The organism is Pseudomonas sp. CC11G, from assembly GCF_056174845.1.
Genome location: NZ_JBWBZC010000010.1, coordinates 66,178 through 86,612, shown reverse-complemented (window position 1 = coordinate 86,612; position 20,435 = coordinate 66,178). Strand labels below are relative to the sequence as shown.

Sequence of the window (20,435 nt, the reverse complement as noted above, 5' to 3'; positions counted from 1 at the left end):
GCTTACTCCTGCGCTGCCAGTTTGACCGAGCGGTTAGCGTGGTCCACGGGCCGTACTTCCTGGCCCTCACGCAGTACTTGAACACCGGCGGCCACTACCCAGTCGTCGGCCTTCAGGCCTTCGAGCACCGGCACCTGTTCTTCACCGTACGGCCCAACTTTCACTTCGCGGCGCGCCAGCTTGGAGCTTTGCGGATCGACCACCCACACGAACGGGCGGCCTCCTTCAGCACTCAACGCCGACAGCGGCACGGCCAACGGCACGTCACCGACCACTGGCACGAATACCCGGGCGCTCTGACCGAGGTCGGCCGGCACTTTATCGGCAGTAAAAGAAACGCGAGCGGCGTAAGTGCGCGATTGCGGGTCGGCGGCGGGCGAGAGTTCACGGATACGCGCGGGGAAACGTTTGTCCGGGCGCGACCAGAGTTCGACGAACACCTCCTGGCCAATTTTGAAGCGCTCGATGCTGTGCTCCGGCAGGCTGATCACCACTTCGCGCTCGCCATCTACGGCCACGCTGAAGACGGTCTGGCCGGCGGCAACCACGTTGCCCACTTCAACCACGCGGCGCGACACCACACCCGCCTGAGTGGCGCGCAGCACCGAATAACCGGCCTGGTTGCTCGATACATCGAATTCGGCCTTGGCCTGTTTCACCCGGGCTTCGCCGGCGCGGTAGAGGTTTTCGGCGTTGTCGTATTGCGAGCGGCTGGCCATCTGCCGGTCGAACAAGGTTTTGTAGCGGTCGCGTTCGCTACGTACGAGCTGCAGGTTGGCGCTGGCGGCGGCCACCTGGGCGCGCTGGGCTTCGAGCTGCAGTTGCACATCTTGCGGATCGAGTTCGGCCAGGGGTTGGTCCTTTTTCACACGCTCGCCAACATCTACCAGGCGCTTGCTGACCTTGCCGCCAATGCGGAACGCCAGATCCTGCTCAAGGCGGGCGCGTACTTCACCGGGATAGGTATCGGCCAATTCGCCGGCCCGTTGCGGCTGCACGACCAGGGCTGGACGCGGCGGCACCTTCACCTCTTCGGGAGCGCCACACGCAGCAAGCAGGAAAACAAGGGAGGCAGGTAAGGCGAGTGGCAGGACATGGCGGAACATGATGTATGACCTTTCGCGAATTAAGGCTTTGAATAATTGTACTGGCGGGTATAGTAAAAATAGCAAACTCGCCAGTCCAGTAATAAAACTCGAAATGTCCGACAAAGTATTACCGCCTAGCGGACCGGGTCGCCCGAAAGACCTTACAAAGCGCGCAGCCATCCTTGATGCCGCGAAGAACCTGTTTCTGCGCCTGGGTTACGACGGCTGCAGCATGGACGCCATCGCCACCGAGGCCGGGGTTTCCAAGCTCACCGTCTATAGCCACTTCACCGACAAGGAGACGTTGTTCTCCATGGCGGTGCGCGCCAAGTGCGATGAGCAGTTGCCGTTGATGTTCTTCGATTTGACGGAAGCGGCGCCTATTGAACCGGTGCTGCTGAACCTCGCCCACGCCTTCCACAACCTGGTGAGCTGCCGCGAGTCGATTGAATTGCACAGGCTGATGATCACCCTCGGCAATCAGGACCCGAAGCTGGCCAAGATGTTTTACGAGTCGGGCCCGCAGGTGGTGCACGAGGAAATGGAGCGTCTGCTGCGCAAGGCCGACGAGCTGGGCAAGCTGCGCATCGAGAAGCCGGAGCTCGCCGCCGAACATTTTCTTTGCCTGCTCAAGGGCGGCATCAACTTCAAATTGTTGATCGGCTGCAACTCGCCGGAAGAAACCGTCGCCACCGCCGAGCACATTACCGATGCGGTGCAGATGTTTGTGCGGGCGTATTTGCCGCGGTGATGGGTATCCGCTTTACGCCTTGAGCGCCTTCTTCGGATAGATGTCGTAGCGGCTGGATTTGCCATCCAGCGCATAGCTGGGTTTTGGCCCGGCAATGATCGGCGCCTTGCGGGGGCGTTTGACCACCACCCGGTGAGTGGCCAGCGCCAACGCCGCTTCCAGCAAGGCCGGTGCATCCAGGTCATCGCCCACCAGCGGGCGGAACAGGCGCATTTCCTTTTTCACCAGCGCGCTCTTGTCGCGGTGCGGAAACATCGGGTCCAGGTAAATCACCTGCGGCGCCTCGCCTTCCCAGGCTTTCATCACCTCGATGGCATTACCGACCAGCAAGCGCATCTGCCGAATGATTGGGCCGACTTCTTCGTCGTCTTTGGCACGGCTCAACCCATCTTCAAGCAACGCGGCGATCAGCGGCTGACGCTCAATCATCGCTGTCTGGCAACCGAGACTAGCCAGCACAAACGCATCGCGCCCCAACCCGGCCGTCGCATCCAGCACAAACGGGCGCACGCCCGGCTGCACGCCAACCGCTTTGGCAATCATCTGCCCGGTACCGCCGCCAAATAGCCGCCGATGGGCCACCGCGCCTTCAACGAAATCCACCCGCACCGGGCCGGGCGCCTGTGGGCCGAGGTCGGTGAGTTGCAGGCCGTCGTCGCCCAACTGCAGAGCAAAGTCCGCCTCCCCTTCCAGCGGCAAACCCAGGCGAATCGCCCATTGCGTGGTGGCGTCGGTATAGGCCGGCGACAGCGCTTCGGCACGCACGATAACGCTGGGAATGTGATCACTCATGGGGAAAGCAACTCGGACAAATCAGGGGCGGCATTCTAACGGCAGAGACGAAACAAGCCCATGTCCAAGTGGAAATGGTCGTGATGGGCGGCGTTGTATTCCGGGCTCAAGGTGACGTTGAAGGCCTTGCACGCAGAATCACGGGCTAGGCGCAGGAAGCGAGCGTCATCGCCCGTACTATTCCAATCTCGCGCCACGGTAATGCGGCGTCCATCGGCGAGACGAAAGCCGGCGATATCCAGCGCATTGGCGCTCGCATGCTGACTGCGCCGCGAGCTGCTGCCGATATTGCGGCAGGCAAAGCTGCCGAGGTGATCGATGCGCGTCACCTTCTGGCCAAACACCGCTTCGGCCGCCGGCTGCAAACCATGGCGCTCATACATCGCAAAGGCCACCGCCAACGGGCACGTGGCGATAAAGCTGCTACTGAACGCGACCGCCGAACCCTGCACGCGCACCACATTGCTGAGCGGACAGTTCGCGGTGGCGGTGTTGTCGGCCAGCGGCAGAGAGCGCACCGGCGAGGTCGCCAACGCTTGGGCACAAAGTTCGCGGTTCTGGCCGAGGCGCATCATCTTCCACGGCGTCAGAATATTCGGCTCCAACCGCACATCCAGCGGCGCCCACGGGTTCCATTGCGGCGGCACCTGCCACCAACCGCGCCAGACCGCAAACGGCGCCGCGCCAAGCACCACAACCACCAGCAGAAATTTGAGCAGCCCGCGCACCGTCAGCCCTTGAACAGGTCGTTCAGTTGCTGGAACGGCAGCGCGCGTTCGGCATACGTAAAGCGGCCGTTTTGCTGAATATCCTGAGCGGCGCGAAAGAACTCGCCGTAGGCGGCACGGGCCAGGGATGAGCCGACGCTGATGCGCTTGACGCCCGAGTCCTGCAATTGCGCCACGGTGAGCGTGACGCCAGACAGGCCCATCAGCACATTCACTGGCTTGGGCGCCACGGCGCGAACCACGGCCTCAATCTGAGCGACCGAGCGCAACCCCGGCGCGAACAGCACATCGGCACCGGCTTCGGCGAAGGCTTGCAGGCGGCGAATGGTGTCGGCCAGGTCGTCGCGGCCATTGAGCAAGTTCTCCGCACGGGCGGTCAGGGTGAAGGGAAGTCCAGACTGCGCGCGGCAGCCACGGCAGCTTCTACCCGCTCAACGGCGAGTTGGAAATCGTAGATCGGCGCCTCGCTGCGGCCGCTGGCGTCTTCGATGGAGCCGCCGACCAGGCCGATAGCGGCGGCGCGTTTGATGCACGCGGCGCAGCCTTCGGGATCATCGGCAAAGCCGTTTTCCAGGTCGCCGGCTACCGGCAGATCGGTGGCGGCGACGATGGCTTGAGCATTGGCCAGGTTTTCTTCCAGGGAAATGGCGCCTTCGGCATCCGGCCGACCCAGGGCAAAGGCCAGCCCCGCGCTGGTGGTCGCCAAGGCTTGGTAGCCCAGGCTGGCGAGCATTTTTGCCGAACCGGCATCCCAGGGATTGGGGAATACAAAGGCGCCCTCGGCGCTGTGCAATTGCTGGAAGGTCTGGGCACGGGCGAGCTGAGACGACATGGATAGCTTCCTGCTGGATAAGTAACGCCAACCTACAACAGACCGAGCTGCTCCGCCGCCGGTTCGACCTCTAATTCAGGCAACGCCGGCAGGCCGGGCAATAACTCCGTCAATTGCTGATGAAACCGCCGCGCCAGTTGGGCGGCCAAGGTGTTGTCGGGCGTATGCAAAAACACGTACGGCGTGCGGCCCTCTTCAATCCAACTGGCGACTTTCTTTAGCCAGGGCTGCATAAACGGGTCGTTTGCCGCCAATTCGGGATGTCCAATAAAGCGCAGCTGCGGGAACGGGGTGAACGCCGCCGGCCGGGTGGGCAGACGGGGTTTCTTGGCCTGGGCGTGCAGCACGGCGGGGTCGCTGGAAACGCAGCTGAACAGCGCCCGCGAGTCCAGACACAACCGCTCCACTTCCTGCCCCAACAGCAACCGGTTCAGCGCGCGCTCCTCCTCGCCCTTGGCAAAAAACGCTGGATGGCGGACTTCGACGGCCAGGGGAATCTTCAGCTCGGCAAGAAAGGCCGCCAGCTCGGGCAAACGCTGCGGCCCGAAGCTGGCGGGCAGCTGCAACCAGAACGGTGCGACGCGTTCGCCCAGCGGCTTGAGCAAGGTGACGAAAGCCTGGGCTGCGTCGAGTTGAGCATAGAGATCGGTGGTGTGACTGATATCGCGGGGCAGCTTGGCGCAAAACCGGAAATGCGCCGGCATCTGCTCGGCCCAGCGTTGCACCGTGGCTGCCGAGGGCTGGGCGTAGAAGGTGGTGTTGCCTTCGACGGTGTTGAAAACCTGGGTGTAGAGACCGAGGAAGTCGGCGCTGCGGGCGCTGTCGGGATACAGATCACCGCGCCAGGCCGGTTCGCTCCAGGATGGACAGCCGAGTTTATAAGGGAGCATAGGAGACTGCTGTTTGTGGGAGAGGCTTCAGCCTCGATTGGCGTTTGCAGGAATCGAGGCTGAAGCCTCTCCCACAACAGCCAGCCCCATGTTTACGCGTAGGTATCGAGGCCGAGAACCTGATTAGCGTCGGATTCGTTCGAGTAGCTGGCGGTGCTGGCGTAACTGGCCAACGCCTGCTGGGCTCGGTTGCTGACGCCGCTGCGCTGTACAAATACATCCTGCGAGCGCGCCGGCAGGCTGTCGGTGCTGGCATTGGTGGCTTGTACCCGGCGTTGTTGCGGGGTGCTTTCGATACCCTGACTGGTCGACGGGGTGGCAGGAACATCCTGACGGGCCTCTTGCGCGCGCTGAACGTCACGGAAAGGCGTGACCGCGCTCCCCGGCAACGGGGTGCGTTCTGGCGTGTAGGAGGAGGTAAAACCGTCGATCCGCATTACTGCTCAGACTTCTCGTTCAGACGTATCGGAATTGGCTGACATACAGTGGCCATTCGCAACTATCGGCAATGTATGTGTCGCGTATGTAACCAGAGTGGATACAGAAGCGCAATCAGCCGTCAGTCGGCTGACTGATAGCTGTCAGAGCGGCGCCTTGGGAGTCGCCACCTTGTCGCGCAGATAAACCGGCTGCGCCTGATCAGCCGGCAGCGCTTCGCCACGGGCCCAGGCGAATTGCGCCAGGCTCAGCAAGTCCAGCGCATGGGGCAGCATATTCGGCTCCTGGCCGACTACCTGCACCGGAATACGCGGCGCAAACGTGCCCCAGCCGGTGCCGGCGCCGAACCAGTCGCCACTGGCGTCGCGCGGCAAGCTGGCCTGCTCCGGCGGCAACACGGCCTCAAGTCCAGCCAGGCGCATTTCGCCCTGCTCGGCGCGGTAGCAGCCCCAATAAACTTCATCCATCCGCGCATCAATGGCGCTGGCAACTTGCTGGGCGCCATGCTCGCGCAGCGCGCGTTGAGCCAGCACGGCCAGGTTGGACACCGGCACCACCGGGCGGTCCAGCGCAAAAGCCAAGCCTTGAACCACCCCAATGGCGATACGCACACCGGTGAACGCGCCGGGCCCACGACCAAAGGCAATGCCATCCACCGCCGACAGCGCAATGCCGCCTTCGGCCAGCAGGTCTTTGATCATCGGCAACAAGCGCTGGGCGTGCAGGCGCGGAATCACTTCGTAGTGGCTCAGCACCTTGCCGTCGTGCAGCAGGGCAACGGAGCAAGCTTCGGTTGCGGTATCCAGGGCCAGCAGAGTGCTCATGGGGGGTTCCAGGCGAAAGAAAAACGGGGCGCAGTATAAACGCCAACGGCCCGCAAGCGGGCCGTTGGTTGAAAAGCGGGTGGCGACTCAGCTCAGGGCTGCGAGCACCTTGGTGGTAATACCTTCTACCGAACCAACGCCTTCAATGAAGCTGTACTTCGGCGCGCCTTCAGCGGCCGACAGTTGCTGGTAGAAGTTCACCAGCGGCTTGGTCTGGTCGTGGTAGACCTTCAGACGGTTGCGCACGGTGGCTTCGGTGTCATCGACGCGCTGCACCAGGTCTTCGCCGGTGACGTCGTCTTTGCCTTCCACTTTGGGCGGGCTGTAGATCAGGTGGTACACACGGCCGGAGTCGGCGTGTACGCGGCGGCCAGAAATGCGCTGGACGATTTCTTCGTCGTCTACCGAAATTTCCACGACGTTGTCGATTTTCACGCCAGCGTCCTTCAGGGCTTCAGCCTGAGGAATGGTGCGCGGGAAGCCGTCGAACAGGAAGCCATTGGCACAATCTGGCTGAGCGATGCGCTCTTTGATCAGGCCGATGATCAGATCATCAGAAACCAGACCACCGCTGTCCATCACGCCTTTCACCTGCAGACCCAGCTCGGTGCCGGCCTTGACCGCAGCACGCAGCATGTCGCCGGTGGAGATTTGTGGAATGTTGAACTTCTCGGTGATGAAGCGAGCCTGGGTACCTTTGCCGGCACCGGGCGCTCCCAACAGAATCACGCGCATCTCTGTGCTCCTCAAGATTGAATAGAACTCGTCGGATTCGCCTCGTGGGGCCAATCTCGGTATAGGTCCCGGCAGCATGGAGCGGCCAAAAGGTTGCTCAAGATACACAGCGCACCGGCACCGCACAAGCCACCGAAAGTAGCAGCCAACAGGGCCCTTGGGAGCATCTGGAACGCCCGCCTCAGGCCCCGCGCCCACCCCTTAACCGGTGTTGCGCAGCCCCGCCGCGATGCCCGCCACGCTCACCAGCAACGCTTGCTCCAAAGGGCTATCCGCCTGGCGCTCGGAGTGTCTAGACCGGGCCAACAGCTCGGCCTGCAGAAGATGCAGCGGGTCGAGGTAAGTGTTTCGTACAGCGAAGGCCGACAACGTCTGAGGACTATGCGCCAACAGCTGTGACTGCCCGGTCAAAGCCAGCACACACGTACCAGCCTGCGACAATAGGTCGCGTAAATGCGCACCCAGCGGTCGCAGTTCGTCCGACACCAGACGTTCGTCGTATAAACCGGCAATTGCCGCGTCCGCCTTGGCCAGCACCATCTCCAACATATCGATGCGGGTACGGAAGAACGGCCAGTGCTCACGCATCTGCGCCAGCAGCTCACCATCGCCGCGCTCCAGGGCGTTGCCCAGTGCGGCTTCCCAGCCCAGCCAGGCCGGCAGCATCAGGCGGGTTTGTGTCCAGGCGAAAATCCAGGGGATGGCGCGCAGGCTTTCCACCCCGCCTTCCCGACGCTTGGCCGGCCGACTGCCCAACGGTAGGCGCCCCAGCTCCTGTTCCGGCGTGGCCTGGCGGAAGTATTCAACGAACTGCGGATGCTCGCGCACCACCGCGCGGTAGCCGGCCACACCGTCTTCGGCGAGCTTGCTCATCAACTCGCGCCACGCTGGCTCCGGCACGGGCGGCGGTTGCACCGTGGCTTCGAGCACGGCGGCCAGGTAGAGATTGAGGTTCTGCTCGGCGATGTCCGGCAGGCCGAATTTGAAGCGGATCATCTCGCCCTGTTCGGTGGTGCGGAACCGACCGGCTACCGACCCCGGCGGCTGCGACAGAATCGCCGCATGCGCCGGACCACCGCCACGGCCGACGGTGCCACCCCGCCCGTGGAACAACAGCAGTTCCACCTGATGCTCGCGGCATACATTCACCAACGCTTCCTGCGCCCGATACTGCGCCCACGCCGCTGCGGTGGTGCCGGCATCCTTGGCCGAGTCGGAGTAGCCGATCATCACTTCCTGCGGGCCATGCAGGCGCGAGCGGTAGCCGGGCAAGCCCAGCAGGCGATCAATTGCCGGCCCGGCGTTTTCCAGGTCCGCCAGGGTTTCAAAAAGCGGCACCACGCGGATCGGCCGTTGCAACCCGGCTTCTTTAAGCAGCAGTTGCACCGCCAGCACGTCGGAAGGCGCACCGGCCATGGAAATCACGTACGAGCCCAAGGACGCCTGCGGCGCCTTGGCCACCACCTTGCAGGTCGCCAGCACTTCAGCGGTGTCGGCCGACGCCTGGTAATGCACGGGCAACAAAGGCCGGCGGTTGTTCAGTTCGCGCAGCAAAAATGCCACGCGGGTTTCTTCGTCCCATTCCTGGTACTTGCCCAGGCCCAGGAAGTCGGTGATTTCGCTCATCGCCGAGGCGTGGCGGGTGGAGTCCTGGCGCACGTCGAGGCGCACCAAGAACAAGCCAAAGGTCGCGGCATTGCGCAGGCAATCGAGCAGCGGGCCATTGGCGATCACGCCCATGCCGCACTCATGCAGCGAGTGGTAGCAGCGCTCCAGCGGTTCCAGCAGTTCTATGTTGCTGTGCAGCACGCCGGTTGGCGGTTGCAGATCGCCGTGCAGCGCCGCTTCGGCCCACGCGCGGGTGGTTTTGAGGCGTTCGCGCAGTTGTTTGAGCAGCGCGCGATACGGTTCCGGGCTGTCGCCGACCAATTCGCGCACGGCGGCATTGGCCTGCTGCATCGACAGCTCGCCCGCCAGGTTATCCACATCGCGCAGGTACAAATCGGCGGCCATCCAACGCGCCAGCAGCAGCACTTCGCGGGTGACCGGCGCGGTGACGTTCGGGTTGCCGTCCCGGTCGCCGCCCATCCACGAAGCAAAACGGATCGGCGCGGCGGTGAGCGGCAAGCGCAGGCCGGTGGCGGCATACAGCGCGTCATCGGCGCCGCGCAGGTATTTGGGCACGGCCTTCCACAGCGAATGCTCGATCACGGCAAAGCCCCATTTGGCTTCGTCCACGGGTGTCGGGCGGGTGCGGCGGATTTCTTCGGTGTGCCAGGCTTCGGCGATCAGCCGGTGCAGGCGCTGCTTCACCTGATTGCGCTCTTCCGGCGACAGGTCGCTGTGGTCCTGTGCGGCCAGCTGCGCGGCAATGGCGTCGTACTTTTGAATCAGGGTACGGCGCGACACCTCGGTAGGGTGCGCCGTCAGCACCAGCTCGATTTCCAGACGACTCAAGTGGCGGGCCAGCACTTCGGCCGTATGGCCTTCGTTTTTCAGGCGTTCGAGCAGTTGCGGTAGCACCTCGGTTTCGAAGCGCGGTGGCTCCTCGGGGTTAAGGCGGCGCACCTGGTGATACTGCTCGGCGATATTGGCCAGATTAAGGAACTGGTTAAAGGCCCGCGCCACGGGTAGCAGCTCGTCTTCCTTGAGGCTGTCCAGCGTGCTGGTGAGCTGCGCCGCGCCTTTCTCAGAGCCCTGGCGCGCGGCTTTAGCACCTTTGCGAATGCGCTCGATCTTGTCGACAAAACCCTCACCGCGCTGGGCGCCGATGGTTTCACCCAGCAACTCGCCGAGCAGGTGAACGTCTTCACGCAAACGTGCGTCGATTTCCGCCATTAGCACTTCTCCATTGCCGATCCATACCGTGCGCTTGAGCTTAACCCGCATCGGAAAGTTCGTGAGCACTGTCTAGGAAAGCGCCATCAAATTTCAAGGTTGCGACGAATGGACCCGCTCGATTGCGCGGGCGTCTAGTCTCAATCAGGTAGCCGCGCCGATTACCGTCGGCCGCGTATGCACCCAAGCCATAGAGACTCACGAGGAATTTATGAAGATCCGCGAACTTGTTCGCCACTGGGAAAACTTTGCCACTGGCCGCCTTACCCGCAGCCCCTACCACGTCCACCTCGACCTCGAGGCTGCCGCACGCCTGGCGGCCCTGGCCGAGATGTACCCAAAGCGCCAGCCCGAAGAACTGCTCGGTGAACTAATTGGCGCTGCCCTGGAAGAACTGGAAGCCGGCCTGCCCTATGTAAAAGGCGACCACGTGGTGGCTACCGATGAGTTGGGCGACCCGCTGTATGAAGATGTTGGGCCCACGCCGCGTTTTCTCGAATTATCGAAAAAACACCTGCACCTGCTGAGCGAGCAACTCGACAGCACGAATCATTGATTGCATCCCCACCCGCGAATCGGCGGATATCGCCTTTGGCGATATTCGCCCTACGCCGCTTTCTCCGGGCAATTGGTCCCCTCTTCGCACCCCCGCTTTACCACCCGTCGTCAATTATGTTGAACATTCTTTACACCGCCCCAGTCACAACCATAAGCCAGCGCATTTGCCTTTAGCCGGCAATGTATAGCCAACGTCGGCTATCTAACGGTAAGTAGCGTGCATCTGGCAGATAAGTTGTCTTGAGTGAAGACATCTGTGGAGAGACCCCAATGGAGCGGAATATCATGAAGACAAGCCACCCAAAATCCCTGCTGGCAGCCCTGGCGCTGGGCAGCACCGTGCTGCTTGCCGGTTGCGCCGGCCACCCGCCGACCGAGCAATTCGCCGTGACCAACACCGTGGTCAAAAGCGCCGTAGCCGCCGGCGGCCCGGAATACGCCCCGGTGCCGATGAAAGCCGCGCAGGACAAATTGGCCGCTGCCGAAAACCTGCTGCGCGATGACCAGTACGAGCAGGCCCGCATGATGGCCGAACAAGCTGAATGGGACGCCCGCGTAGCCGAACGCACCGCACTGGCCGCCAAAGCCCAGAAAACCGTGCAGGACTCGCAACAAGGCGTTCAGCAAATCCGTGAAGAAGGCGCTCGCACGCCGATCATCGTGCAGTAACACGCCTAGCGCTCAGCCCAGATAAGGACAATCCCCATGAACAAGTTGATTTCAGTTTCTGCCCTGTCGGTACTCAGCCTCGCCCTGGTGGCCTGTGCCTCCAAGCCCAATCCGAACCTGGACCAGGCCCATAGCAACTACTCGGCCCTTACGGCCCAGCCGCAAGCGCAAACCCTGGCGCCGCTGGAAACCAAGGAAGCGGCCGATATGATCGCCCGCGCCGATATCGCCTATGCCGATGGCAAGCCGCAGGCGCAGGTCGACCAACTGGCCTATATCAGCAACCAGCGCGTGGAAGTGGCGCGTCAGACCGTGCTGCAAAAGCAGGCCGAACAAACCCTGGCCAATGCCCCGGCGCAGCGCACCCAAGCGCAGCTGGATGCGCGTAACCAGCAGGTGAACGTGCTGCTGCAACAGCTGCAAGCCAAGCAAACTCCGCGCGGTACCGTGGTTACTCTGGGCGACGTGCTGTTCCAGATCGACCGCGCCGAGCTGACCCCGAACGGCCTGCGCAACGTGCAGGAATTGGGTAACTACCTGCAGCAGAACCCGACCAGCCAGGTGGTGGTAGAAGGCTTTACCGACAACACCGGCACCACCGACCACAACCTGCGTCTGTCGCAAGCCCGTGCTGACTCGGTGCGTAGCGCGCTGGTGAGCATGGGGGTTTCGCCGACCCGCGTGACCACCCATGGGTTTGGTAAGGACTATCCGGTAGCGAGCAATGAGTCGCCAGATTCGCGTACGTTGAATCGTCGCGTTGAAGTGACCATTGCTAACGGCGGTGCGCCGGTAGCTCCGCGCGTTCTGTAAAACCAGTTGGGCTTCGCTGCGCTCAACCCAACCTACCGGCGGTGTAGGTTGGGTTGAGCGGAGCGAAGCCCAACGCCGTTCTCAATGCCGCTTATGCACCCCCGGCACATGCAAATGCCCGGCATCAATACACGCCTCACTCGCCACCGCTGGCGGTGCTGGCTGTTCCAACTCCCGCAAGATCCCGCACGCCTCGCTATTGCCGGTCACCTGGCAATGCTCCCGCAAATCCCGCAGTTGCTCCTGCAACGCCCGCAGCTCGGTAATCCGCACTTCCACGTGATGAATATGCTCGTCGATCAACCGATTGGCCGCTGTGCAGTCGGCTTCCGGTGCGTCGCGCAGGGCCAGCAGTTCGCGGATTTCCTGCTGGGTCATATCCAGCGACCGGCAGTGCCTAATAAACGCCAGGCGCTCTACATGCACCTGGGTGTATTGCCGGTAATTGCCTTCCGACCGCGCCGGCTCAGGCAGCAAGCCCTCGCGCTCGTAATAGCGGATGGTTTCCACCGGGCAGTCGGTCAGTCGCGCCAGCTCACCAATTTTCATCTTGTGCCTCTCGCTGCTTGACTCTGTAGTAGCTACAGGGTGTGCAATCGCATCCATAGCGTCAATACGCGATTTCCAACGGAGCTGTGCCATGAGCCACGACCACCACCATTGCTGCGACCACCACCACGACGCCCCGCCGCCCGCGGCCGCTGCGGCGACGGTGAGCGGCGCCACCGGTGAACTGCGCTGGAGCAGCCTGCGCATCGACGCCATGGACTGCCCCACCGAAGAACGCCTGCTGCGCGATGCCTTGGGCAAAGTGAAGGAAGTGGAAGCGCTGGAGTTCAACCTGATCCAGCGCGTGCTGCGCGTGCAGCACCGTTTTGCCGAATTGCAGCCGCTGCAACAACTGATCGCCACCTTGGGCATGCAAGCCGAGCCTGTGGATAACGGCGTACCGGCGCCGGCTGCCGCGCAGAAACCCTGGTGGCCGCTGGCAGTAGCCGGCGTGGCGGCGTTGGTCGCTGAAGTACTGGAATGGACCGAGGCCGGCCCGACGTGGCTGATCGCCCTGTTTGCCCTGGCGGCGATTGCCGGCGCCGGTTTGCCTACCTACCGCAAGGGCCTGATCGCCCTGAAAAACCGCAACCTGAATATCAATGCGCTGATGAGCATTGCCGTCACCGGCGCGGTGCTAATCGGCCAATGGCCGGAAGCGGCGATGGTCAGCGTGTTGTTTGCGATTGCCGAACTGATCGAAGCCAAGTCGCTGGACCGCGCCCGCCGCGCCATTCGCGGCCTGCTCGACCTAACGCCGGCCCAAGCCACCGTGCAGGTCGACGGCCAATGGCAGGACATCAATGTGGCGGACGTCGCCCTCGGCAGCCGCGTACGGGTGCGCCCGGGCGAACGTATTGCTCTGGACGGCCAGGTGGTCAACGGCCGCTCCAGCGTCAATCAGGCGCCCATCACCGGCGAAAGCCTGCCGGTGGAAAAAGCCCCGGACGACGTGCTCTTTGCCGGCAGCATCAACGGCGAAGGCGAGCTGGAATACAGCACCACCCGCGTCGCCGACGACAGCACCCTGGCGCGCATCATTCATGCGGTTGAAGAAGCGCAAAGCTCGAAGGCGCCGACGCAACGTTTCGTCGATCGGTTTTCGCGCATCTATACGCCCACCGTATTCGCCATTGCCGTGCTGACCGCCGTGTTGCCGCCGTTGATCGTTGGCGGCCATTGGCTGGACTGGATCTATAAAGCGCTGGTGTTGCTGGTCATCGCCTGCCCGTGTGCGCTAGTGATTTCCACCCCGGTGACGTTGGTCAGCGGCCTCGCGGCGGCAGCCCGTATGGGCATCCTGGTAAAGGGCGGCGTATTTCTGGAAATGGGCCGGCAACTGGCCTGGGTTGCGCTGGATAAAACCGGCACCCTCACCCACGGCCGCCCGCAGCAGACCGATGTGGTGCTGCTCGGCGACCAACCCAACGCCCGCGCCCTGGCCGCTAGCCTGGCGACGCGCTCCGACCACCCGGTGTCGCAGGCGCTGGCCCGCGCGGCGAGCGAAGAACAAGTCGCGCTGCTGGAGGTGCAAGACCTGATCGCCCTGCCCGGCCGTGGCGTTAAAGGTGTTATCGACGGCACGCCCTACCACCTGGGCAACCATCGCCTGGTGGAAGAACTGGGCCTGTGCTCGCCCGAGCTGGAAGCGCAGCTCGACACCCTCGAACGCCAAGGCAAAACCGCCATCGTGCTTCTCGACACCAGCGGCCCGTTGGCGCTGTTTGCGGTCGCCGATGCTGTGCGCGAAACCAGCCGCGAGGCGATTGCCGAGCTGCATAAACTCGGGGTGAAAACCCTGATGCTGACCGGCGACAACCCGCACACGGCTGCCGCTATTGCCAGCCAGGTGGGTATAGATGAAGCCCAGGGCAACCTGCTGCCCGAAGACAAACTGGCGCAAATTCAGCAGCGGCAAGTGAATGGTCAGCGGGTCGGCATGGTTGGCGACGGCATCAACGACGCCCCGGCGCTGGCCCGCGCCGATATCGGTTTTGCCATGGGCGCCGCCGGAACCGACACGGCGATTGAAACGGCTGGCGTGGCGCTGATGGACGACGACTTGCGCAAGCTGCCGGTATTTATTCGCCTGTCACGCCGCACCCACAGCGTGCTGATGCAGAACATCGCGCTGGCATTGGGGATCAAGGTGGTGTTTCTCGCCCTGACCCTGGCGGGGTTGGGCAGCCTGTGGATGGCGGTGTTTGCGGATATGGGGGCGAGTTTGTTGGTGGTGTTCAATGGGTTGCGGTTGTTGCGCTCCGCCCCTTAAAAGCTTCGAGGCTGAAGCCTCTCCCACAAGGGAAATGCGATCCCGTGGGAGAGGCTTCAGCCTCGATCGATCTAACGCCTTACTCCACCTTCTGCGGCGTCTCCTGCCCCATGCACCGCACCGCCTGCTTCTTGTTGTCCACCAACACACCGGTCAAGCCTTTCTGCTCGGTATCAAACAACACCACGATGCCATCCACGCACTGCGCCACTTGCGCCGCAGGCTCCAGCGACACCTTGTAGTCCTCGCCCGGCACGGTCTTGAGCATGGTGAATTCCGAGAGCAGCAGTGCGTCTTCAGGCTTGGCGATATGCAGGTAACCGTAGAACCAGAGCGCGGCCACGGTGCCCATGATGGAGAGCACGCCAGTGATGATCAGGGGTCTTGCGTCGCGGGGTTGGCTCATTGCGGGGTCTCGTCGGAAGTCGGGGTATTGGGTACTTCAGCCAGGCGGCGCAGGCCGGTAAAACCTTGCGGGTCGCTGAGGAACATCAGCATCACTTGCCGCCACACCGGGTCGGCAAAGGTTTGCACATGGCCGCCACGCGTGGGCTGGAACACCCTCGGCGGGCGCGCAGCTTGATACAAGCTCACGCCGTTGGAAAGGGGCACGACCGTATCGTCAATGCTCTGGTAGATCAACAGCGGCAGCTGCGGCAAATTGCCAATGCTGGTGATAGCGCTGTCGCCGTCCGGCACCAGCCACGACAGCGGCACCTGCAACGGCCAGGTCAGCCAGGAGTTGCTCAGAGTGAGTTGGGCTACCTCGCGGTAACTGGCCGGCACGCCGTCGAGCACCATGGCGGCCAGGCGCTTGGCCTGCTGGGGGTGCTCGCTTAAATAGTGCACGGCCACGGCGCCGCCGATGCTTTGCCCGAGCAGGAACAGCGGCTGGCCTTGGGTTTCGGGCACTGTTTGTAGCCAGGCGAAGGCGGCGTCGATGTCCTGATAGACGCCGGGCAAATCCGGGTTGCCTTCGGATTTGCCGTAGCCGCGGTAGTCGAGCAACAGCACCTGATAACCCTGCTCCGGCAGCCAGTAACTGCCGCCCAGGTGGGTGGCGACGTTGCCGCCGTTGCCATGCAGGTGCAGCACCGTGCCCTTGAGCGCCACGCCTTCTTTCGCCGGCAGCCACCAGGCATGCAGACGGGTGCCGTCGGCGGCGGTCAGGGTGATATCGCGGTATTGCAGCTTGGCGACAGTCGGGGTGAACGGCACCTCTTTGAGGGGGAAGAACAATAGGTTGCTGCAGCCGCTCAGGTACATGAGCAGTGCAGCCAGAAGCACACGGCGCATCAGGCGCTCCCGGTGGCAAGCATGTCATAACCGAGTTTGGGGCTGGGCATATGGACTCCGTCGTGTGGCGTACGGCTGCAGATTCTGGATCCCAGCCTTCGCTGCGGTCCGACGATTCGGGATGACGGTGTTCTGCCAACCGCCCGCCTACAAAATATTCGCGTAATCCGCTTCGATGCGATCCAGGCTCAGGTGGTTGAGGAAGTTGGAGAAACACATCCACGCCGACAGCGCATTCAGGTCACGGAACTGCGGCGGCAAATACTTGGGCGGCACCACCAGGCCTTCGTCCACCAACTGGCGCAAGGTGCGCATGTCTTCCAGGGTGGCCTTGCCGCAGAACAGCAGCGGAATGGCTTCGAGCTTGCCTTTGCGCACGGCCAGCTGGATGTAGTTGTAGATCAGGATAAAACCCTTGAGGTACGACAAATCCTTGGTAAACGGCAGGCCGTCCGGCGTTGAGCCACGGAAGCTGCGGCTGGCGTTGGCGTAGCTCTGCTCCATGTCGAAGCCTTGCTCGCGGAAGAAGTTGAACACCTGCAAAAAGTCGGCGCCCTCTTCGGCCATATGAATGGCGCGGGTGCGGTTGGTGAGTTTGCGCAGGCGGCTCGGATAGGAGGCGAAGGCAATCACCTCCATCAGAATCGCCAGACCTTCCTGGGTCACCGTCGACGAGGGCGGCCCCTTGGCCAGGAAGGTGCAGATCGGCTGGTTCAACCCGTTCAACGTGGTGCCCACATGCACCAGGCCTTCATGCACTTCGAGGGCGCGCACGTCGCGTTCGTTGAACATGGCGTCGGCGCGGATCTTGATGTAGTCGGCGCCGGCAGCGGCGTCGGCCAGAATGCCGTCCGACTCGAACACCCGAATGGTGCTCTGCGCCTCACCGAACACGGTGTTGAGGCGGCCTTGCAGCATGGCCACGGCATCTTTGGCGGTCAGGGTTTTGGGTTCGTCCTTGAGGTCGCCACGGTCGTCGATCTTGTTCAGGTAATCGGAGAACATCAGGCCAAGGTCGGCCAGGGTGGGGTCGCCGGCGTGAAACGCATCGGAGGCCGAGCCGTAGAGTTCTTGCGAGATCAGGCCGAAGTCCGGGGTGCCGCGCGCTTCGAGCATGCGGATGACCATGCGGTATTCCTTGCACATGCGCCGCATGATCTGCCCGACCGGGTTGAACTGGCCAAGCTGGCGGGTGATATCGCGTTCAATGTTCTGGAATTCCAGCTTCTTGGCGCCGGAGTCAAACCCCAGCGGGCGGCCGGCGTAGTAGTCCGGGCCTACCTGCGGCATCTCCTTGCCTTTGCCTTTGAGGAAGGCCTTGCGCACGTTTTCGTCCCACTTGACGGCGTCCAGCACGCGGATCGGCGTTTGCGCCTCTACCAGGCGATCGGACAATGCGCGAATTACCAGTTGGTAGTCGTCAAGCTGGATCTGGCTGTTCATCCTTTTCCTCGTCGTTATTCGCCTGTGCGCTGGTAGCGCGCCACCTCGATAAATACATCGGAGTTAGCCTGATCGTCCAGATACGCGAACACTTTCTCCAGCGGGCTGCTGATCAGCACGCCATCACCTTCAGGCGTTTCCACCACATCGCCCTGCAAACCGCCGACTTCCAGTTCCTGGCTGACGCGGTCGATATCCAGGTTATAGAGCAACAGCTCGTTGTCCTTGGTCAGCTCGAAACCGCCGATGGCGAAGTTGGCGCCCAGGCTTTTCGGCAAGCCGGCCGACAGGTACCAGCGGCTGCCGTGGTGGGCCACGGTGAAGCTGTATTCTTCGACGCTTTTGTCGTTGTCCGGGGTGTTTACGTAGGTGCGCGCTTTATAGACATTGGAGCCGGACCGGCTGATGTCCAGGTACAGCGTGTCGCCGAATTCGTTCTTGCGCGTCCACTCGCCCAACAGCGGCATCGGCGCCGGCTCGTTGGCGGGAATGGGGTCTTTGAAGGTCACCAGGCAGCCGCCCAGCAATAGAAACGACATTGCGATCAGTACACGCCAGACGTTCATCGCGCCCTCCCCGCTTGCCGGGTTGGGCCACACGGCCGCACTGCCATACACGCAACCTCTACACAGCCTATCGTCACCGACTCTCTCCTGAGTGTTTAGCTAAAACCGCCCACGTTAGCTATCGATTGTGACAAATGTTACGAGCAAGGATTCAGCAGCGCTGGCGCAAGCCTTTGCACGGCCGGTCGCGGCCCACCATACAGCGCGGTGGGCCAGCGAACTTCAGATTCCTGAAGGCTGTTCTGCAACGCGCTCATTGCCCCGCTGTACAGGCATAAGTCGTGCGTGAATCAGCAGACCAACCGGCAACCAGAACACCAGCCAGTAAACGCCGGGGCGGCTCAGCACGGAATGGTAGTTGGCCAGCGCAGTGATCGCCGCAAAAATCATCAAGGCGATGCCGGCACTACCCAGCGGCTTCTCCCACTGGCTGCGGTGCAAGCCGCGCACCATGGCAACACCAATCAGCAACAGCAACAGCACCACCGCGACCAGGCCGAACTCATACCCCACCTGCAAGTAAAGGTTATGGGCCTGTTTGTAGCACCGGGTATCGCTGACACAGATATTGAACGCGTTGCCGGCACCGGCGCCGGTCAACCAGAACTCACCGAGCCGGTGAAACCAACCGCCCCATATTTCGTCGCGCAGGCTCAGGCCACGGCCTTCATGCCCGAACACAAACTTGACCACCATCGCGACGCCGACACAGACCACGGCCAATGCCGCCATCGCGCTGTTACGCCGCCCGGAGCCCATATTCATCCAGATAGACGCGAAAAACGCGGCCAACATGCCCAGCCAAATGCCACGCGAGCCTGTGCAAAACACGTAGAGGATCAACACCGCGACACACAACGCCCACACCGCTTTGTGCCACAGCGCCATGCGCTTGCTCGCCAACTGGTGAACGCCAAACACCCCGAACACCCCGTAATACAGGGCCGAAACAATGGCGTTGTTAAAATTGGCGAAATCACCGTAACCCAGGCTAAAAATCCGATAGGTACCAAAGACGTCCTGCCCCAGCACCACCCGCTGGTAGATCAGGCTGACAGCTGCGGCCGCCGACGCGAGGAAAAAGCTCCAGGTCAGCAACCGTTCCAGCTTGTCTTCCAGCGCCAGAATAAGGATGGCCGACAGGTACATCAGCACATACACCGCTACCTTCAATTGGTCTTTGGGCGAATGGTCGGAGTGGGAATTGAGCACTGCAATCAGGACAGTGAACGCCAGAAACAGCGCCACGAAGATCAGCTCCCGGCTAAACAGCCGCGCCCGATAAGCGGGAATACAGGCCGTCAACACCAGGGCGGGCAGGAAGAAGGTGAGGTTGAGTAACGTGGCGACCCGACTGCCGTCGGTGATAAACAACGTGCCGACCAGATTGATCAGCATGCCCAGCGAAAGTACCAACAGGCCAACATCCTTGGCCAAGCGTTTAAGCGCCATTTATACATCCAGAAAAAATCGAAATGGAGAAGTCTGCGGCGGTCGTTTCCAGACGCCATACGCCGCACATTCTGGCGTCATTTACTCAGGCTGTCATCGAGACCATCACAGTCTTTGCAACCGGTAACGCGCCGTTTTACAGGCCCAGCACCAGGTACATATAGCGCTTGAGCAAGGCGAGCATATCGGTGCTATCGAGGTGCGCCGCACCGTCGATCAACCCCTGGTACTCCATGCGCTCGACGATGCCGGTGAGCACCTTGGCGTCCTGCTCCGGCTGCTTGGAACCCAGCACCTCGAAGAAGTGCGTGGCGCCCTGCTGGAGAATCTGCCGGTGCGAGCGCACCAGATCATGCAGACGCGGGTTAAGCAGTGCTTCCTGCTGGAAGGCGCGCTCGGCGAGCAAATGTGCCGGGCGCTCCTGCACTTGCTGACGCACATACTCCACGGCCATGGCGGCGATGTAGTCGGCCAGCTCGCGGCGCGATTCGACGCTGCCATCGACCATGTCCACGCGGGTGCGCAGCAAGCCCTCGGTGCTGTTCCAGAACGCGGCCATGTCGGCGGCACTGCGCTCCACGAACAACGCGAAGGTATCGGTGATCAGGTCGTTGATGTCTTTGAAGTAGTACGTGGTGGCCGACAACGGCACTTCGGCCTCGGCGGCCACAGCGCGATGGCGCACGGCGCGCACGCCTTCGCGCACGATAATGCGCATGGCGGCATCGAGAATCGCCTGGCGGCGCTGCTCGCTGCCTTGGCGGCTAGCCTTGCGGCCCTGGTATTGAACACTTTCGGCAACGGCGCTGGCGACGTCAGCAGTGCTGTCTCGGGAAGGTTGGGTCACGACTGGGCTTACCTCTCGCACTCGCTATAAATAGCAGACCATGGAAACTGGGAC

The 20,435-nt window shown here is 62.3% G+C and carries 20 protein-coding genes and 1 pseudogene; 5 read left to right on the top strand and 16 right to left on the bottom strand.

The features are described 5' to 3' along the window. Positions 1-2: 2 nt before the first annotated feature. Complete coding sequence (locus AC0V2S_RS13930; protein ID WP_475510260.1) at positions 3-1,106, bottom strand: efflux RND transporter periplasmic adaptor subunit; 1,104 nt, start codon at positions 1,104-1,106, stop codon at positions 3-5. A 94-nt stretch (positions 1,107-1,200) separates the two neighbouring features. Here AC0V2S_RS13930 and AC0V2S_RS13925 point away from each other — a divergent pair, with 94 nt between their 5' ends. Then, positions 1,201-1,839, top strand: coding sequence for a TetR/AcrR family transcriptional regulator C-terminal domain-containing protein (locus tag AC0V2S_RS13925; protein ID WP_475510259.1), 639 nt, complete (start codon positions 1,201-1,203; stop codon positions 1,837-1,839). 12 nt (positions 1,840-1,851) lie between these two features. Here AC0V2S_RS13925 and AC0V2S_RS13920 read toward each other — a convergent pair whose 3' ends face one another. From AC0V2S_RS13920 to ppc, 8 genes and pseudogenes are all read right to left on the bottom strand, one after another. Then, complete coding sequence (locus AC0V2S_RS13920; protein ID WP_475510258.1) at positions 1,852-2,631, bottom strand: class I SAM-dependent methyltransferase; 780 nt, start codon at positions 2,629-2,631, stop codon at positions 1,852-1,854. Between the two features lie 35 nt (positions 2,632-2,666). Continuing rightward, complete coding sequence (locus AC0V2S_RS13915; protein ID WP_475510359.1) at positions 2,667-3,335, bottom strand: extensin-like domain-containing protein; 669 nt, start codon at positions 3,333-3,335, stop codon at positions 2,667-2,669. Positions 3,336-3,361: 26 nt separating this feature from the next. Next, positions 3,362-4,191, bottom strand: a pseudogene (locus AC0V2S_RS13910) (isocitrate lyase/PEP mutase family protein). 32 nt (positions 4,192-4,223) lie between these two features. Next, the gene (locus AC0V2S_RS13905) at positions 4,224-5,081 is read right to left on the bottom strand and encodes a DUF72 domain-containing protein (protein ID WP_475510257.1); all 858 of its coding nucleotides are present in this window, start codon (positions 5,079-5,081) and stop codon (positions 4,224-4,226) included. Positions 5,082-5,173: 92 nt separating this feature from the next. Beyond that, a complete protein-coding gene (locus AC0V2S_RS13900; protein WP_475510256.1) occupies positions 5,174-5,518 on the bottom strand; it encodes a hypothetical protein in 345 nt (114 codons plus the stop codon). Between the two features lie 144 nt (positions 5,519-5,662). Further along, a complete protein-coding gene (tsaB, locus tag AC0V2S_RS13895) occupies positions 5,663-6,343 on the bottom strand; it encodes a tRNA (adenosine(37)-N6)-threonylcarbamoyltransferase complex dimerization subunit type 1 TsaB (protein WP_475510255.1) in 681 nt (226 codons plus the stop codon). Between the two features lie 87 nt (positions 6,344-6,430). Further along, positions 6,431-7,078 (bottom strand): adenylate kinase, encoded by a 648-nt coding sequence (adk, locus tag AC0V2S_RS13890; RefSeq protein WP_475510254.1) that lies wholly within the window; start codon positions 7,076-7,078, stop codon positions 6,431-6,433. 201 nt (positions 7,079-7,279) lie between these two features. Next, positions 7,280-9,916: a phosphoenolpyruvate carboxylase gene (ppc, locus tag AC0V2S_RS13885; RefSeq protein ID WP_475510358.1), complete on the bottom strand. Its 2,637-nt coding sequence runs from the start codon at positions 9,914-9,916 to the stop codon at positions 7,280-7,282. A 211-nt stretch (positions 9,917-10,127) separates the two neighbouring features. Between ppc and AC0V2S_RS13880 the strand changes: the two genes are divergently transcribed. The 3 genes from AC0V2S_RS13880 to AC0V2S_RS13870 all read left to right on the top strand — a co-directional run bounded on the left by AC0V2S_RS13880 (position 10,128) and on the right by AC0V2S_RS13870 (position 11,956). After that, positions 10,128-10,472, top strand: a complete 345-nt coding sequence (locus AC0V2S_RS13880; RefSeq protein ID WP_475510253.1) for a pilin assembly protein — start codon at positions 10,128-10,130, stop codon at positions 10,470-10,472. A gap of 272 nt (positions 10,473-10,744) precedes the next feature. Beyond that, positions 10,745-11,143 (top strand): DUF4398 domain-containing protein, encoded by a 399-nt coding sequence (locus AC0V2S_RS13875; RefSeq protein ID WP_475510252.1) that lies wholly within the window; start codon positions 10,745-10,747, stop codon positions 11,141-11,143. A 36-nt stretch (positions 11,144-11,179) separates the two neighbouring features. After that, complete coding sequence (locus tag AC0V2S_RS13870) at positions 11,180-11,956, top strand: OmpA family protein (RefSeq protein WP_475510251.1); 777 nt, start codon at positions 11,180-11,182, stop codon at positions 11,954-11,956. An 81-nt stretch (positions 11,957-12,037) separates the two neighbouring features. On the opposite strand, the gene cadR is transcribed toward AC0V2S_RS13870, so the two are convergent. Further along, positions 12,038-12,505, bottom strand: a complete 468-nt coding sequence (cadR, locus tag AC0V2S_RS13865; protein ID WP_475510250.1) for a Cd(II)/Pb(II)-responsive transcriptional regulator — start codon at positions 12,503-12,505, stop codon at positions 12,038-12,040. Positions 12,506-12,596: 91 nt separating this feature from the next. On the opposite strand from cadR, the gene AC0V2S_RS13860 reads away from it, so the two are divergent. Further along, on the top strand, positions 12,597-14,777 hold the full coding sequence (locus tag AC0V2S_RS13860) for a heavy metal translocating P-type ATPase (protein WP_475510249.1): 2,181 nt from the start codon (positions 12,597-12,599) through the stop codon (positions 14,775-14,777). 79 nt (positions 14,778-14,856) lie between these two features. On the opposite strand, the gene AC0V2S_RS13855 is transcribed toward AC0V2S_RS13860, so the two are convergent. From AC0V2S_RS13855 to AC0V2S_RS13830, 6 genes are all read right to left on the bottom strand, one after another. Beyond that, the gene (locus AC0V2S_RS13855) at positions 14,857-15,183 is read right to left on the bottom strand and encodes a hypothetical protein (protein WP_475510248.1); all 327 of its coding nucleotides are present in this window, start codon (positions 15,181-15,183) and stop codon (positions 14,857-14,859) included. Beyond that, positions 15,180-16,073 carry an alpha/beta hydrolase gene (locus tag AC0V2S_RS13850; RefSeq protein WP_475510247.1) on the bottom strand — a complete coding sequence of 298 codons (894 nt, stop codon included), beginning with the start codon at positions 16,071-16,073 and terminating at the stop codon, positions 15,180-15,182. Before AC0V2S_RS13850 ends, AC0V2S_RS13855 begins: the two co-directional genes overlap by 4 nt. Positions 16,074-16,220: 147 nt before the next feature. After that, the gene (locus AC0V2S_RS13845; RefSeq protein ID WP_475510246.1) at positions 16,221-17,516 is read right to left on the bottom strand and encodes a flavohemoglobin expression-modulating QEGLA motif protein; all 1,296 of its coding nucleotides are present in this window, start codon (positions 17,514-17,516) and stop codon (positions 16,221-16,223) included. Positions 17,517-17,530: 14 nt separating this feature from the next. Beyond that, positions 17,531-18,082: a hypothetical protein gene (locus AC0V2S_RS13840; protein ID WP_475510245.1), complete on the bottom strand. Its 552-nt coding sequence runs from the start codon at positions 18,080-18,082 to the stop codon at positions 17,531-17,533. A gap of 222 nt (positions 18,083-18,304) precedes the next feature. After that, complete coding sequence (locus AC0V2S_RS13835; protein WP_475510244.1) at positions 18,305-19,534, bottom strand: O-antigen ligase family protein; 1,230 nt, start codon at positions 19,532-19,534, stop codon at positions 18,305-18,307. A 136-nt stretch (positions 19,535-19,670) separates the two neighbouring features. Continuing rightward, positions 19,671-20,381 carry a TetR/AcrR family transcriptional regulator gene (locus AC0V2S_RS13830; protein ID WP_475510243.1) on the bottom strand — a complete coding sequence of 237 codons (711 nt, stop codon included), beginning with the start codon at positions 20,379-20,381 and terminating at the stop codon, positions 19,671-19,673. Positions 20,382-20,435: the final 54 nt, after the last annotated feature.

Coding starts and splice junctions, on each gene's coding strand:
- AC0V2S_RS13930 (WP_475510260.1), bottom strand. CDS start 1,106: ATGTTCCGCCATGTCCTGCCACTCGCCTTACCTGCCTCCCTTGTTTTC.
- adk (WP_475510254.1), bottom strand. CDS start 7,078: ATGCGCGTGATTCTGTTGGGAGCGCCCGGTGCCGGCAAAGGTACCCAG.
- AC0V2S_RS13875 (WP_475510252.1), top strand. CDS start 10,745: ATGGAGCGGAATATCATGAAGACAAGCCACCCAAAATCCCTGCTGGCA.
- AC0V2S_RS13850 (WP_475510247.1), bottom strand. CDS start 16,073: ATGCGCCGTGTGCTTCTGGCTGCACTGCTCATGTACCTGAGCGGCTGC.
- AC0V2S_RS13925 (WP_475510259.1), top strand. CDS start 1,201: ATGTCCGACAAAGTATTACCGCCTAGCGGACCGGGTCGCCCGAAAGAC.
- AC0V2S_RS13880 (WP_475510253.1), top strand. CDS start 10,128: ATGAAGATCCGCGAACTTGTTCGCCACTGGGAAAACTTTGCCACTGGC.
- AC0V2S_RS13855 (WP_475510248.1), bottom strand. CDS start 15,183: ATGAGCCAACCCCGCGACGCAAGACCCCTGATCATCACTGGCGTGCTC.
- AC0V2S_RS13845 (WP_475510246.1), bottom strand. CDS start 17,516: ATGAACAGCCAGATCCAGCTTGACGACTACCAACTGGTAATTCGCGCA.
- AC0V2S_RS13870 (WP_475510251.1), top strand. CDS start 11,180: ATGAACAAGTTGATTTCAGTTTCTGCCCTGTCGGTACTCAGCCTCGCC.
- AC0V2S_RS13905 (WP_475510257.1), bottom strand. CDS start 5,081: ATGCTCCCTTATAAACTCGGCTGTCCATCCTGGAGCGAACCGGCCTGG.
- cadR (WP_475510250.1), bottom strand. CDS start 12,505: ATGAAAATTGGTGAGCTGGCGCGACTGACCGACTGCCCGGTGGAAACC.
- AC0V2S_RS13835 (WP_475510244.1), bottom strand. CDS start 19,534: ATGGCGCTTAAACGCTTGGCCAAGGATGTTGGCCTGTTGGTACTTTCG.
- AC0V2S_RS13840 (WP_475510245.1), bottom strand. CDS start 18,082: ATGAACGTCTGGCGTGTACTGATCGCAATGTCGTTTCTATTGCTGGGC.
- AC0V2S_RS13920 (WP_475510258.1), bottom strand. CDS start 2,631: ATGAGTGATCACATTCCCAGCGTTATCGTGCGTGCCGAAGCGCTGTCG.
- ppc (WP_475510358.1), bottom strand. CDS start 9,916: ATGGCGGAAATCGACGCACGTTTGCGTGAAGACGTTCACCTGCTCGGC.
- AC0V2S_RS13900 (WP_475510256.1), bottom strand. CDS start 5,518: ATGCGGATCGACGGTTTTACCTCCTCCTACACGCCAGAACGCACCCCG.
- AC0V2S_RS13860 (WP_475510249.1), top strand. CDS start 12,597: ATGAGCCACGACCACCACCATTGCTGCGACCACCACCACGACGCCCCG.
- tsaB (WP_475510255.1), bottom strand. CDS start 6,343: ATGAGCACTCTGCTGGCCCTGGATACCGCAACCGAAGCTTGCTCCGTT.